This window comes from Pseudomonas sp. KNUC1026, from assembly GCF_021650705.1.
Classification (GTDB): domain Bacteria; phylum Pseudomonadota; class Gammaproteobacteria; order Pseudomonadales; family Pseudomonadaceae; genus Aquipseudomonas.
In genome coordinates, this window is the sequence record NZ_CP087138.1 from 4,198,918 (window position 1) to 4,211,750 (window position 12,833).

A 12,833-nucleotide genomic window follows, 5' to 3' on the forward strand; every position below is an offset into this window, starting at 1 on the left:
CAACCTTTGGCGAGATGTCTGGCAGAATTATACCTCCGCTCAGCCGATTGCCTGCCCCATGCCCCGCTCCGTCGACGATCTTTCCGAACTGGCTGCCCAGATCAAGGCCTGGGCGCGCGAGCTCGGCTTTCAACAAGCCGGCATCAGCGGGGTGGAGCTGGGCGAGCATCAGGCGCACTTGCAGCGTTGGCTGGAGGCAGGCTACCACGGCGAAATGGATTACATGGCAGCGCACGGCAGCAAGCGCTATCGGCCCGATGAGCTATTGCCGGGCACCCTGCGGGTGGTGTCGTTGCGCATGGATTACCTGCCCGGCGACAGCGAGATGGCGCAGCGCCTGGCCCAACCGGAAAAGGCCTACATCTCGCGCTACGCGCTGGGCCGCGATTATCACAAGCTGATCCGCAAGCGCGCCACGCAGCTGGCCGAACGCGTCCAGCAGCACATCGGCCCGTTCGGCTACCGTGCCTTCGTCGACAGCGCGCCGGTGCTGGAAAAAGCCATCGCCGAGCAGGCCGGGCTGGGCTGGATCGGCAAGAACACCCTGGTGCTCAATCGCAAGGCAGGCAGCTATTTCTTCCTGGCCGAGTTGTTCGTCGACTTGCCACTGCCCGTGGACGAGCCTCACGCCAGCGAGCACTGCGGCCGCTGCCAGGCATGCCTGGACATCTGCCCCACCAATGCCTTCGCAGGCCCCTATCAGCTCGATGCCCGGCGCTGCATCTCGTACCTGACCATCGAACTGAAAAACGCCATTCCGCTTGAGTTACGCCCGCTGATCGGCAACCGGGTGTTCGGCTGTGACGATTGCCAGATCGTCTGCCCCTGGAATCGCTTCGCGCGCCCTTCGGGCGAGGCTGACTTCAAACCGCGCCACGGCCTGGACAACAGCGAGTTGGCCAGCCTGTTCCGCTGGGATGAAGAAACCTTCCTCACCCGGACGGAAGGCTCGCCCATTCGCCGGGCCGGCTATGAAAGGTTTTTGCGCAACATTGCGGTCGGGCTGGGCAACGCGCCGTCCAGCGTGCCTGTGCTGGAGGCCCTCAAGGCCCGCCAGCACCACCCTTCTGAACTGGTCCGTGAACACGTCCAATGGGCCATGGCTCGGCATGGCCTGGAGATCGAGGTTTAACGTTCAGTTGACCACTTCGACCCGGTCGACATCGATTTCACGGCTGGTCATTTCTTTGTCGACTTCACCGTAGAGGCGTACGCGAGTCTTCTCGTTCACCGCCACACCGGCAGGCCATTTGTCGTGGTCGATTTCAGCATGAATGCTGCCGGTGCTGTCGCGAAACTCGTAGGTGTCGCCTTTGACCTTCTGGATCACCTGCCCCACCAGCACCACCGGTGCATCATCCGGTGCGTTTTGCGCAGCGGCGACCGTTGTGATGTTGCCAGCGTTAGGGCCGGTGTAGCCGCCAGCGGCGGAGTTCGGGCCGGTGTAGTTGCCGGCATTCTGGGCATGGGCGGCGCCCGCGACCAGGGGCAGCAGGCAGAACAGCAGATGACGTGGTTTCATGGTTAAAGCCTCGTAGTGAGTGTCGATGGGTGGATCCTATCGAGGCTAACTGAAACCACGCTTAATTCAGTGGTGGTACTGAGCCGAAAGCTCATGCACCGCTTCGATGAACGCACCGGCGTGGGCCGGGTCGACTTCCGGCGTGATGCCATGGCCCAGATTGAAGACATGGCCGCTGCCATGGCCGTAACTCTGGAGGATTCGCCCCACCTCGGCGCGAATGGCCGCAGGCTTGGCATAGAGCACGGTCGGGTCCATGTTGCCCTGCAGCGCAACCTGATGGCCCACACGCTGGCGCGCTTCACCGATGTCGCACGTCCAGTCCAGCCCCAACGCGTCGGCACCCGCAGCGGCGATCTTCTCGAGCCACAGGCCACCGTTCTTGGTGAACAGGATCACCGGCACCGGGCGGCCTTCGTGCTCGCGGATCAGCCCGCTGACGATCTGGCGCATGTAGGCCAGCGAGAAGGTTTCATAGGCGGCACTGGAGAGGTTGCCGCCCCAGGTATCGAAAATCTGCACCGCCTGGGCGCCGGCACGGATCTGCCCGTTCAGGTAGCTGGTGACCGACTCGGCGAGCTTGGACAACAGCAGATGCAGCGCCTGCGGGTTGTCGTAGAGCATGGCCTTGGTTTTACGGAAGTCCTTGGAGGAACCGCCTTCGACCATGTAGGTGGCCAGCGTCCAGGGGCTGCCGGAGAAGCCGATCAGCGGCACGCGGCCATCGAGCGCCTGGCGAATGGTGCGCACGGCGTCCATCACGTAGCCCAGGTCTTTTTCTGCATCGGGCACCGGCAGCGCCTCGATGTCGGCCGGAGTGTCGATCACCTTGCGAAAGCGCGGGCCTTCACCGGTTTCGAAATACAGGCCCTGGCCCATGGCATCGGGGATGGTAAGGATGTCGGAGAACAGGATCGCCGCGTCCAGCGGGTAGCGCTCCAGCGGCTGCAGCGTGACCTCACAGGCGAACTGCGGGTTCTTGCACAGGCTCATGAAGTCCCCGGCCTTGGCGCGGCTGGCGCGGTACTCCGGCAGGTAACGGCCGGCCTGGCGCATCATCCACACGGGGGTCACGTCCACGGGCTGCTTGAGCAGGGCGCGAAGGAATCGGTCGTTCTTCAGGGCAGTCATAACGGCATCCGGGAGGAAAGTGCGGGCATTTTCGCAGAGCAGGCTATGAGAGGCCAGTAAAGCAGGTGGGTGATGGCATATCGGAGATGCGAATCTTCGTCGGCCCAGGCTATAGGCTCTACTACACGAGGCGTGAAGAAGTCGTTTACTTGCTGATCTGTGGCGGAGATAAATCTTCGCAAGCTCGTGACATACGCACCGCCAAATCCATCTTGGCCAAAATCGATCACGGAGAACGCCAATGACGCAACTCACCCGATTCGAAGCCTCGAAATATCTTGTCGACGAAGCGACCATCGGCGAATTCCTCTCTGCCGCCCTTGAGGACAGCAACCCCGATGTGTTTCTCCGGTCCCTCCAGGAAGTTGCGAAAGCACGCGGTATGGCGCAACTGGCCAAAGACGCGGGCATGAACCGCGAGAGTCTTTACAAAGCCCTGGCGCCGGGCGCCAAACCCAGGTACGACACGGTGCTACGCCTGATCAGCGCGCTGGGCCTGAGGTTGAGCGCCCATCCGAGCTGAAGCCTGCGGCCGCGGCAACCTTCCAGCCAGTGCCGCAGCCGCATCTTCAATCAGACCCCCAGATAATCCAGAATCCCTTCCGCCGCATTGCGCCCTTCATAGATCGCCGTCACCACCAGGTCAGAGCCGCGCACCATATCACCACCCGCGAAGATCTTCGGATTGCTGGTCTGGTGCTTGAAGGTCGCCTGCGCCGGTGCGACGACGCGGCCCTGGCTGTCGACACCGATGCTGTGCTGTTCGAACCACGACGCCGGGCTTGGGCGGAAGCCAAAGGCGATGACCACAGCGTCGGCCGGCAGGATCTCTTCGGAACCCGGGATCGGCTCAGGGCTGCGGCGGCCGCGCGCATCAGGCTCGCCCAGGCGGGTTTCCACCACCTTCACGCCCTCGACCCTGTCTTCACCGACGATTGCGATCGGCTGGCGGTTGTAGAGGAACTTCACGCCTTCTTCCTTGGCGTTCTTCACCTCTTTGCGCGAGCCAGGCATGTTGGCCTCGTCACGGCGGTAGGCACAGGTCACGGCCTTGGCGCCTTGGCGAATCGAGGTGCGGTTGCAGTCCATCGCGGTGTCGCCACCGCCGAGGACCACCACCTTCTTGCCCTTCATGTCGACAAAGTCTTCCGGCGCCTTTTCAAAGCCCAGGTTGCGGTTGACGTTGGCGATCAGGAAGTCCAGCGCGTCATGCACGCCAGGCAGGTCTTCGCCCGGGAAGCCGCCTTTCATGTAGGTGTAGGTGCCCATGCCCATGAACACGGCGTCGTATTCGGCAAGCAGTTGCTCGATGGTCACGTCCTTGCCGATCTCGGTGTTCAGGCGGAATTCGATACCCATCCCGGTGAACACTTCGCGGCGATTGCGCAGCACGCTTTTTTCCAGCTTGAACTCGGGGATGCCGAAGGTCAGCAGGCCGCCGATTTCAGGGTTCTTGTCGAACACCACCGGCGTCACGCCCGCGCGCACCAGCACGTCAGCGCAACCCAGGCCTGCAGGGCCAGCGCCGATCACCGCCACGCGCTTGCCGGTCGGCACCACGCGCGACATATCCGGGCGCCAGCCCATGGCGAACGCCGTGTCGGTGATGTACTTCTCGACCGAACCGATGGTCACTGCACCGAAGCCGTCGTTCAGGGTGCAGGCACCCTCGCACAGGCGATCCTGCGGGCAAACGCGGCCGCACACCTCAGGCAGGGTGTTGGTCTGGTGCGAGAGCTCCGCCGCCGCGAGGATGTTGCCTTCGGAGACCAGCTTCAACCAGTTGGGGATGAAGTTGTGGACCGGGCACTTCCACTCGCAATAGGGGTTGCCGCAACCCAGGCAGCGGTGCGCCTGTTCGCTGGACTGCTGCGGCTTGAAGGGTTCGTAGATCTCCACGAATTCCTTTTTGCGCTGGCGCAGCAGCTTTTTCTTCGGGTCCTTGCGGCCCACTTCGATGAATTGAAAATCGTTGCTCAAACGTTCGGACATGGTCGCCTCATAGGCGCAGCTACAAGCTTCAAGCTGCGAGCTGCAAGCAAAGTCGTAAGTGCGGCGGGCAGCCCTTGGGCATGCCCGCTAGGCGTCGGTTACTGCGGGTTGGCTCGCGTGCTCGAGAGCAGGCTCTTGAGGCTGGCAGCCTTGGGCTTGACCAGCCAGAAGCGGCGCAGGTAATCGTCGAGGTTTTCCCAGACGTTATGCCCCCATTCGCTACCTGTCTCTTTCACGTATTCGGCCAGCACGCCTTCCAGATGGCTACGGTAAGCCTCCATCGCCTCGCCGCTGATCCGCTGGATCTCCACCAGTTCATGGTTCACACGGTCCACGAAGCTGTTGTCCAGGTCCAGCACGTAGGCAAAGCCACCGGTCATCCCGGAGCCGAAGTTGTAGCCGGTCTTGCCCAACACGCACACGAAGCCACCGGTCATGTATTCGCAGCAATGATCGCCTGTGCCTTCCACCACGGTGTGAACACCGGAGTTGCGCACGGCGAAGCGCTCACCGGCGGTTCCCGCGGCGAACAGCTTGCCGCCGGTTGCACCGTACAGGCAGGTGTTGCCGATGATCGCCGACTCCTGGGTCTTGAACGGGCTGCCCTTGGGCGGCACGATCACCAGCTTGCCGGCAGCCATGCCTTTGCCGACGTAGTCGTTGGCATCGCCTTCCAGGTACATGTTCAGGCCTGCCGCGTTCCATACGCCGAAGCTCTGCCCGGCCGTGCCCTTGAAGCGGAAGGTGATCGGCGCATCAGCCATGCCCATGTTGCCGTAGCGGCGGGCGATCTCGCCTGAAATGCGCGCACCGATGGAGCGGTCGCAGTTGCAAAGGTCGAGTTCGAACTCGCCGCCCTTGCGGCCTTCGATGGCCGAGAGGGCCATGTCGACCATTTTCTCGGCAGTCTCGCCCTTGTCGAATGGTGGGTTGCGGTCCACCTGGCAGAACTGCGGCTTGTCTTCCGGGATGTGGTCGCTGCCCAGCAACGGGGTCAGGTCCAGATGCTGCTGCTTGGCGGTCTGGCCGCTGATGACTTCCAGCAGGTCAGTCCGCCCGATCAGCTCGCCCAGGCTGCGCACGCCGAGGCGCGCCAGCCATTCGCGGGTCTCTTCGGCCACGTAGGTGAAGAAGTTGATCACCATGTCGACGGTGCCGATGTAGTGATCCTTGCGCAGCTTCTCGTTCTGGGTGGCAACGCCGGTGGCGCAGTTGTTCAGGTGGCAGATGCGCAGGTATTTGCAGCCCAGGGCGATCATCGGCGCAGTGCCGAAGCCGAAACTCTCGGCGCCCAGGATAGCGGCCTTGATCACGTCCAGGCCGGTTTTCAGGCCGCCATCGGTCTGCACCCGCACCTTGCCGCGCAGGTCGTTGCCGCGCAGGGTCTGGTGGGTTTCGGCAAGGCCCAGCTCCCAAGGGGAGCCAGCGTACTTGATCGAGGTCAGCGGTGAGGCACCGGTGCCGCCGTCGTAGCCGGAGATGGTGATCAGGTCGGCATAGGCCTTGGCCACACCGGCTGCGATGGTGCCCACGCCCGCTTCGGATACCAGCTTGACCGACACCAGCGCCGCCGGGTTGACCTGCTTGAGGTCATAGATCAACTGGGCCAGGTCCTCGATGGAGTAGATGTCGTGGTGCGGCGGTGGCGAGATCAGCGTCACCCCAGGCACCGCATAGCGCAGCTTGGCGATCAGGCCATTGACCTTGCCGCCAGGCAACTGGCCGCCTTCGCCGGGCTTGGCGCCCTGAGCCACTTTGATCTGCAGCACTTCGGCGTTGACCAGGTACTCGGGGGTAACACCGAAACGGCCGGTGGCCACCTGTTTGATCTTCGAGCTGCGGATGGTGCCGTAGCGCGAAGGGTCTTCGCCGCCCTCACCGGAGTTGGAACGCGCACCCAAGCGGTTCATCGCTTCGGCAAGCGCTTCGTGCGCTTCAGGCGACAGTGCGCCCAGCGAGATACCGGCAGAGTCGAAGCGCTGCAGGATTGCGTCCAGCGGCTCGACCTCATCCAACGCCAACGGCTGCGCGGCTTCCTTGACCTTGAGCAGGTCACGGATCATTGACACCGGGCGCTGGTCGACCAGCGCCGAGTATTCCTTGAATTTCTCGTAGCTGCCCTTCTGGACGGCGGCTTGCAGCGTGTTGACCACGTCAGGGTTGTAGGCGTGATATTCGCCACCGTGCACGAACTTGAGCAGCCCACCTTGCTGAATCGGCTTGCGCGCGATCCAGGCTTCGTTTGCCAGAGCTTTTTGTTCGGCTTCCAGATCAACGAAGCGCGCACCCTTGATGCGGCTGGCCACACCCCGGAAGCACAGGTCGGTCACTTCATCAGCAAGGCCGATGGCCTCGAACAACTGAGCACCGCGGTAGGAGGCGATGGTGGAGATGCCCATTTTCGAGAGGATCTTCAACAGCCCCTTGGTGATGCCCTTGCGGTAGTTCTTGAAAACTTCGTACAGGTCGCCCAGCACCTCACCGGTGCGGATCAGGTCGCCCAGCACTTCGTAGGCCAGGAACGGGTACACCGCCGAGGCGCCGAAGCCAAGCAGCACCGCGAAGTGATGCGGGTCACGCGCGGTCGCAGTTTCGACCAGGATGTTGCTGTCGCAACGCAGCCCCTGTTCGGTCAGGCGGTGGTGAACGGCACCAGTGGCCATTGCCGCGTGCACTGGCAGCTTGCCAGGCGCGATATGGCGGTCGCTGAGCACGATCTGAGTGCAGCCCGAACGCACGGCTTCTTCGGCCTGATCGGCGATGTTGCGCACGGCAGCCTCGAGGCCGGTGGCTTCGTCGTAGTTCAGGTCGATGACGTAACGCTGGAAGCCTTCGCGCTCCATGGTCATCAGAGTGCGCCACTTGGCGGGCGAGATGATCGGCGAGCTGAGGATTACCCGCGAGGCATGATCGGGCGACTCCTGGAAAATGTTGCGCTCAGCGCCCAGGCAGATTTCCAGCGACATCACGATCGCTTCACGCAGCGGGTCGATCGGCGGGTTGGTGACCTGCGCGAACTGCTGGCGGAAGTAGTCGAACGGAGTGCGTACGCGCTGCGACAGCACTGCCATCGGAGTGTCGTCGCCCATCGAGCCGACCGCTTCGTAGCCCTGCTCGCCCAGCGGGCGCAGCACCTGGTCACGCTCCTCGAAGGTGACCTGGTACATCTTCATGTACTGCTTGAGCTGTTCAGGCGAATAGAACGCCGAACCATGGTCATGATCTTCGAGGGTGGCCTGGATGCGCTGCGCGCTCTTGCGCAGCCACTGCTTGTAGGGGTGGCGCGACTTCAGGCGGTTGTCGATGTCATCGGTTTGCAGCACCTGGCCGGTTTCTGTGTCTACCGCCAGGATCTGGCCTGGGCCTACGCGGCCCTTGGCGATCACGTCTTCGGGCTTGTACCCCCACACGCCGATCTCCGACGCCAGGGTGATATAGCCGTTCTTGGTGGTCACCCAACGCGCCGGGCGCAAGCCATTACGGTCGAGCAGGCACACCGCGTGGCGGCCCTCGGTCATCACCACACCGGCCGGGCCGTCCCACGGCTCCATGTGCATGGAGTTGAATTCGTAGAATGCGCGCAGATCCGAGTCCATCGTCTCGACGTTCTGCCAGGCCGGCGGAATGATCATGCGCACGGCACGGAACAGGTCGATGCCACCGGTGACCATCAGTTCGAGCATGTTGTCCATGCTCGAGGAGTCGGAGCCTACGCGGTTGACCAGCGGGCCCAGCTCGTCGAGGTCGGGAATCAGGTCGTTGGCGAACTTGGTGCGGCGCGCCACAGCCCAGTTGCGGTTACCGGTGATGGTGTTGATCTCGCCGTTGTGCGCCAGGAAGCGGAACGGTTGGGCCAGGGGCCACTTGGGCATGGTGTTGGTGGAAAAGCGCTGGTGGAACACGCAGATCGCGGTTTGCAGGCGCTCGTCGCTCAGGTCCGGGAAGAAGGCGGCGAGGTCCGCCGGCATCATCAGGCCTTTGTAGATGATGGTTTTGTGCGAGAAGGAGCAGATGTAGTGCTCGGTGTCTTCTGCGTTGGCGACCGATGAGCGGCGGCGAGCGCTGAACAGTTTGATGGCGAATTGCTGGTCGGTGAGGCCTTCACCGCCGATGAACACTTGTTCGATCTGAGGCAGGCGCTCAAGCGCCAGCTGGCCCAGCACGGAGGTGTCGATCGGTACCTGGCGCCAGCCGATCAGCTCAAGGCCGGCAGCGAGGATTTCGCGGTTCATGTTCTCGCGGGCAGCCTCGGCGCGGGCGCTGTCCTGGTTCAGGAACACCATGCCCACGGCGTATTGGCGGGGCAGCTCGCGGGCAAAGGCGTCTTTGGCCACCGCACGCAGGAACAGGTCCGGCTTTTGAATGAGCAAGCCGCAGCCGTCGCCCGTCTTGCCGTCGGCATTGATCCCACCACGGTGGGTCATGCACGTGAGGGCGGCGATAGCCGTATTCAGCAGATCATGGCTCGGGACGCCCTGCATATGGGCGATCAGGCCAAATCCGCAGTTATCCTTGAATTCATCGGGACGGTACAGACCTGTTTTCATAGACACTATCTCACCAGGCTCGCCTGTTATTCAGGCGAATTCTTTACGATTCAACCACTTACCATCCACGCTGAACGTACGCCAGCTTTGCGGGGCAAAAGGGCAGCCATTGTACACAGCAGGATTAAGCCTCACAAATTTTGCGACGAAATGCTGCAAATACGTGTCGCCAATCTGAATGTTTTTTGCAGAACTTTCGCGTATGCGACTCGGGCGAGTCTGCTGAAAAAACGTGCGAGGTGCAATGGGAGGGCGGCACGAGTGCGCCGCCTTGGGCAGAAAAGCCCGCCGAGCGAGGCGCGGCGGGCTTTGCAAAGAGAGCGAGAGGCGCGCCTGGGCGCCTCCTGTCAGTGGGAGGCGCTCAGCTCTTGCTGGACGCTTGCCACGGTGCGAGGCCAAGGTTTACCAGCCTGAACCTTCTCTGGCAAGTTCTTGATGGCCGCCTGTGCCGCGTCGCGGCTGGGGAAGCTGCCGTAGGTGATGACATACAGCGGTTTGCCCTGAAGGGTTTTCTTGAAGTAGCGGTACTGGCCGCCCTGCTCACGCACGTAAGCTTGCGCGGCGCTTTCGTTGCTGGTGCCAAGGATCTGCACCACATAGCTGCCAGGCGACTGGCTGGTGTACCAGCTGCTGCCGGCAGCGGCTGGCTTGGCCTCTGCGGCTTTCTCAACCGGCTTCTCAGCTGCCTTGGGCGCAGGCTTGGCCGTGGCCAGTTGCTGCTGAGCAGCAGGCTTGGCGGGCTGGGGCTTGTTGGCAGCAGGCTCGATCGGGCGCTGCGAAGGCACGGCGGCAGGCTGCGCGGGCACTGTATTCTGGGCGTTGGCGACCGAATTGGCCGGCGGCGCGCTGGTGGTCACGGTAGGGGGCGGAGTAGAACCGTTGGGCACGGGCACACCACCTTCATCGCTGTCACCACCGGCAGCCGAGGCCAGCGGCTCACGCATGACCGGCTGCTGGCCATTCATCGGCAGCGGGCGGCTGTTACCCGAGAACTCAACGGACGGGTTGCCATCCTGGTTAGGCTGGGCGTTGCCCGGCTGGCCCTGCCCCAGCGGCAACTGAGCCTGCACCGGTGCGTTGCTCGGCGCCTTGCTGCGGCCCGACATGATCCCTGCGGCGCCCGCAATCACTACTACGGCAGCGGCCACGCCAATCACATACTTCTTAGGCATCTTGAATTTGAACCCCATCGTTGGACGCTTCACCGCAGAGCGGCTGGCGATCATGGCCTCGATCATCGAGTCGCGGGCTACCTGGTTGATCGCCCCAGGCCAGCCACCGGACGCCTCGTGAATCTCGGCGATCTGGTCATTGGTGAACACCCCTATACCCTGCCCTGCTCCTTCCACGCGCTGGGCGAGGTACTCACGGGTCTCTTCCTCGGTATACGGCTGCAGTTCGATGATGTGATAGCGGTCTTCACCCACACTGGCCTGGCCAAGTGCGGCGATCAACGACGGCTCACCGAACAGGAACACGTGCGGGCGCCCTTCCGGCGTTCCCTGAGCCAGCGCCAGCAGCGCTTCGATCGCCGAATCGTCGAGTTGTTCCGCGTCATCGACCAGCAGGTAGACTTCCTGACCGGTCAGCCCGAGCTGCACCACCTGTGCCAGCGCATCGCCAACTTCAGGCTGAGCCACGCCCAAGGCCTGGGAAACCTGCCCCAGCACGCTGGCTGCATCCCCCGCGCCGCGGGCGGAAACCACGACGCTCTGAACCGACTGCTTGTTGGTGCTTGCCACCAGCGCCTGGCGCAACAGGGTTTTGCCACTGCCTTGCGGGCCAGTGACGACGAGCATCATCTGGCTGTAGCGCGCCAGGTGGTGCAGCTGCCCAAGCACCGGCTTGCGCTGGGCGGGGAAGAATTTGAAACCCGGGACACGAGGTGCAAACGGGTCATGATCAAGCTGGTAATGGCCGAGAAAAGCCTCGTCGGCATGAAGACTGGACATTGAACCCTCATTCACCTTGCAACTGGGCGGCGATGGCTGCGTAGTCGGCAGCCAGCGTGGCCTGAAGTACATCTTGTGGGTATTGATCGGTCACTGTCGCCTGGCCCATGGCCTGCAACAGCACCAGGCGCATACGCCCGTCGAGCACTTTCTTGTCGACGGCCATGTGCCGCAGGAAATCTTCGGGCGACATCTCGGCAGGCGGCACCACCGGAACACCGGCGCGCATCAATAGGCGGATGCCACGATCACGCTCGGCCTCGCCAATCCAGCCCAGGCGCATGGACATTTCCAGCGCCATGGCAGTGCCGGCGCCGACGGCTTCGCCGTGCAGCCATACGCCATAGCCCATGTGCGTCTCGATGGCGTGGCCGAAGGTGTGCCCCAGGTTGAGCGTGGCGCGCACGCCGGTTTCGCGCTCATCGGCATTGACCACATCAGCCTTGGCCTGGCATGAACGGCGAATGGCTTCGGTCAGCGCCGCAGGGTCGAGCGCCATCAGAGCCTCGACATTGCTCTCCAGCCAACCGAGAAAGGGCTCGTCGCAAATCAGCCCATACTTGATCACTTCGGCCATGCCGGCCGACAGCTCGCGGGCCGGTAGCGTGCGGAGGGTGGCGGTGTCGATGACCACAGCGTTGGGCTGGTAGAACGCGCCGATCATGTTCTTGCCCAGCGGGTGGTTGATGCCCGTCTTGCCACCAACGGAGGAGTCGACCTGGGACAGCAGGGTGGTCGGCACCTGAATGAACTCTACGCCGCGCTGATAGCAGGCGGCAGCGAAGCCCGCCATATCGCCGACTACCCCGCCACCCAGGGCGATGACAGTGGTGCGCCGATCATGGCGGGCGGTAAGCAGCCCGTCGAAGATCAGTTGCAGGGTTTCCCAGTTCTTGTGGGCTTCACCGTCCGGGAGCACCACGGAAATCACCGAGCGCCCCTCCAGTGCGGTGCTTAGCTGCTCAAGATACAAGGGCGCTACCGTTTCGTTGGTGACGATGGCCACCTGCTTCCCGGCCAGGTGCGGCACGAACCATTCGGGATTGGCCAACAGTTGCTCGCCGATGTAGATCGGGTAGCTACGCTCGCCAAGGTCAACCTTCAGTGTCTGCATTCAGTCCGCCAGATCGGGGCTGCGCCCCTGTGCATGTTCCGTTGCCTGCAACGCTCAACGCGGAGGCAGTTGCTTGAGCCGTTCGAGAATGTCCAGCACCACCATGCGCGGTGGGCGCTCGTCGGTTTCAACGATGATGTCTGCGATTTCCCGGTAAAGCGGGTCTCGCACCTCAAGCAGCGCACGTAGAGTACCCGCTGGATCGGCAGTGCGCAGCAATGGCCTATTGCGATCACGCGCTGTGCGGCCTACTTGCTGCTCGACCGAGGCGTGCAGGTAAACCACCCGCCCCCGGCGTGCAAGGCCTGGCGGTTCTCGTCGCGCATAACCGCACCGCCACCGGTGGCGAGCACGACACCGTCATAGGTGCACAGCTCGGACAGCATTGCAGTTTCGCGCGCGCGGAAACCCGCCTCGCCCTCTTGGTCGAAGATCCATGGAATGTCGGCGCCTGTACGCGCTTCGATTTCCTTGTCGGAATCGCGAAACGGCAACCGCAGTTCTTTGGCAAGCAAACGGCCGATGGTGCTCTTGCCAGCCCCCATCGGCCCAACGAGGATCAAATTTCGCACAGA

General features: G+C 62.9%; 8 protein-coding genes and 2 pseudogenes. 3 read left to right on the plus strand and 7 right to left on the minus strand.

The window, feature by feature from the left end; translation table 11 throughout:
- The first annotated feature begins 58 nt into the window (after positions 1-58).
- Complete coding sequence (gene queG / locus LN139_RS19800; protein WP_236355823.1) at positions 59-1,132, plus strand: tRNA epoxyqueuosine(34) reductase QueG; 1,074 nt, start codon at positions 59-61, stop codon at positions 1,130-1,132.
- Between the two features lie 3 nt (positions 1,133-1,135).
- Here queG and LN139_RS19805 read toward each other — a convergent pair whose 3' ends face one another.
- Together LN139_RS19805 and hemE are read right to left on the minus strand one after the other, a co-directional pair.
- Entirely contained in the window at positions 1,136-1,522 is a 387-nt protein-coding gene (locus tag LN139_RS19805) for a YgiW/YdeI family stress tolerance OB fold protein (RefSeq protein ID WP_236355824.1), read from the minus strand.
- Positions 1,523-1,588: 66 nt separating this feature from the next.
- Positions 1,589-2,653 carry a uroporphyrinogen decarboxylase gene (gene hemE, locus LN139_RS19810; protein ID WP_236355825.1) on the minus strand — a complete coding sequence of 355 codons (1,065 nt, stop codon included), beginning with the start codon at positions 2,651-2,653 and terminating at the stop codon, positions 1,589-1,591.
- Positions 2,654-2,709: 56 nt separating this feature from the next.
- Between hemE and LN139_RS19815 the strand changes: the two are divergent.
- Positions 2,710-2,898, plus strand: a pseudogene (locus LN139_RS19815) (type II toxin-antitoxin system RelE/ParE family toxin); the annotation flags it as partial.
- Complete coding sequence (locus tag LN139_RS19820) at positions 2,895-3,176, plus strand: addiction module antidote protein (protein ID WP_236355826.1); 282 nt, start codon at positions 2,895-2,897, stop codon at positions 3,174-3,176. The pseudogene LN139_RS19815 and the gene LN139_RS19820, both read left to right, overlap by 4 nt.
- Positions 3,177-3,226: 50 nt before the next feature.
- Here the strand turns inward: LN139_RS19820 and LN139_RS19825 are convergent, their stop codons facing one another.
- The 5 genes and pseudogenes from LN139_RS19825 to aroK form a co-directional block, all read right to left on the minus strand.
- A complete protein-coding gene (locus LN139_RS19825) occupies positions 3,227-4,645 on the minus strand; it encodes an FAD-dependent oxidoreductase (RefSeq protein WP_236355827.1) in 1,419 nt (472 codons plus the stop codon).
- A 98-nt stretch (positions 4,646-4,743) separates the two neighbouring features.
- On the minus strand, positions 4,744-9,192 hold the full coding sequence (gltB, locus tag LN139_RS19830; RefSeq protein ID WP_236355828.1) for a glutamate synthase large subunit: 4,449 nt from the start codon (positions 9,190-9,192) through the stop codon (positions 4,744-4,746).
- Positions 9,193-9,539: 347 nt separating this feature from the next.
- Positions 9,540-11,144, minus strand: coding sequence for an AAA family ATPase (locus LN139_RS19835; protein WP_236355829.1), 1,605 nt, complete (start codon positions 11,142-11,144; stop codon positions 9,540-9,542).
- Between the two features lie 7 nt (positions 11,145-11,151).
- The gene (gene aroB, locus LN139_RS19840) at positions 11,152-12,258 is read right to left on the minus strand and encodes a 3-dehydroquinate synthase (protein WP_236355830.1); all 1,107 of its coding nucleotides are present in this window, start codon (positions 12,256-12,258) and stop codon (positions 11,152-11,154) included.
- A 54-nt stretch (positions 12,259-12,312) separates the two neighbouring features.
- Positions 12,313-12,830: pseudogene (gene aroK / locus LN139_RS19845) on the minus strand (shikimate kinase AroK).
- Positions 12,831-12,833: the final 3 nt, after the last annotated feature.

What these genes read in the sequence shown, in the direction of transcription:
- queG (WP_236355823.1), top strand. Translation starts at nt 59, where the DNA reads ATGCCCCGCTCCGTCGACGATCTTTCCGAACTGGCTGCCCAGATCAAG.
- LN139_RS19805 (WP_236355824.1), bottom strand. Translation starts at nt 1,522, where the DNA reads ATGAAACCACGTCATCTGCTGTTCTGCCTGCTGCCCCTGGTCGCGGGC.
- hemE (WP_236355825.1), bottom strand. Translation starts at nt 2,653, where the DNA reads ATGACTGCCCTGAAGAACGACCGATTCCTTCGCGCCCTGCTCAAGCAG.
- LN139_RS19820 (WP_236355826.1), top strand. Translation starts at nt 2,895, where the DNA reads ATGACGCAACTCACCCGATTCGAAGCCTCGAAATATCTTGTCGACGAA.
- LN139_RS19825 (WP_236355827.1), bottom strand. Translation starts at nt 4,645, where the DNA reads ATGTCCGAACGTTTGAGCAACGATTTTCAATTCATCGAAGTGGGCCGC.
- gltB (WP_236355828.1), bottom strand. Translation starts at nt 9,192, where the DNA reads ATGAAAACAGGTCTGTACCGTCCCGATGAATTCAAGGATAACTGCGGA.
- LN139_RS19835 (WP_236355829.1), bottom strand. Translation starts at nt 11,144, where the DNA reads ATGTCCAGTCTTCATGCCGACGAGGCTTTTCTCGGCCATTACCAGCTT.
- aroB (WP_236355830.1), bottom strand. Translation starts at nt 12,258, where the DNA reads ATGCAGACACTGAAGGTTGACCTTGGCGAGCGTAGCTACCCGATCTAC.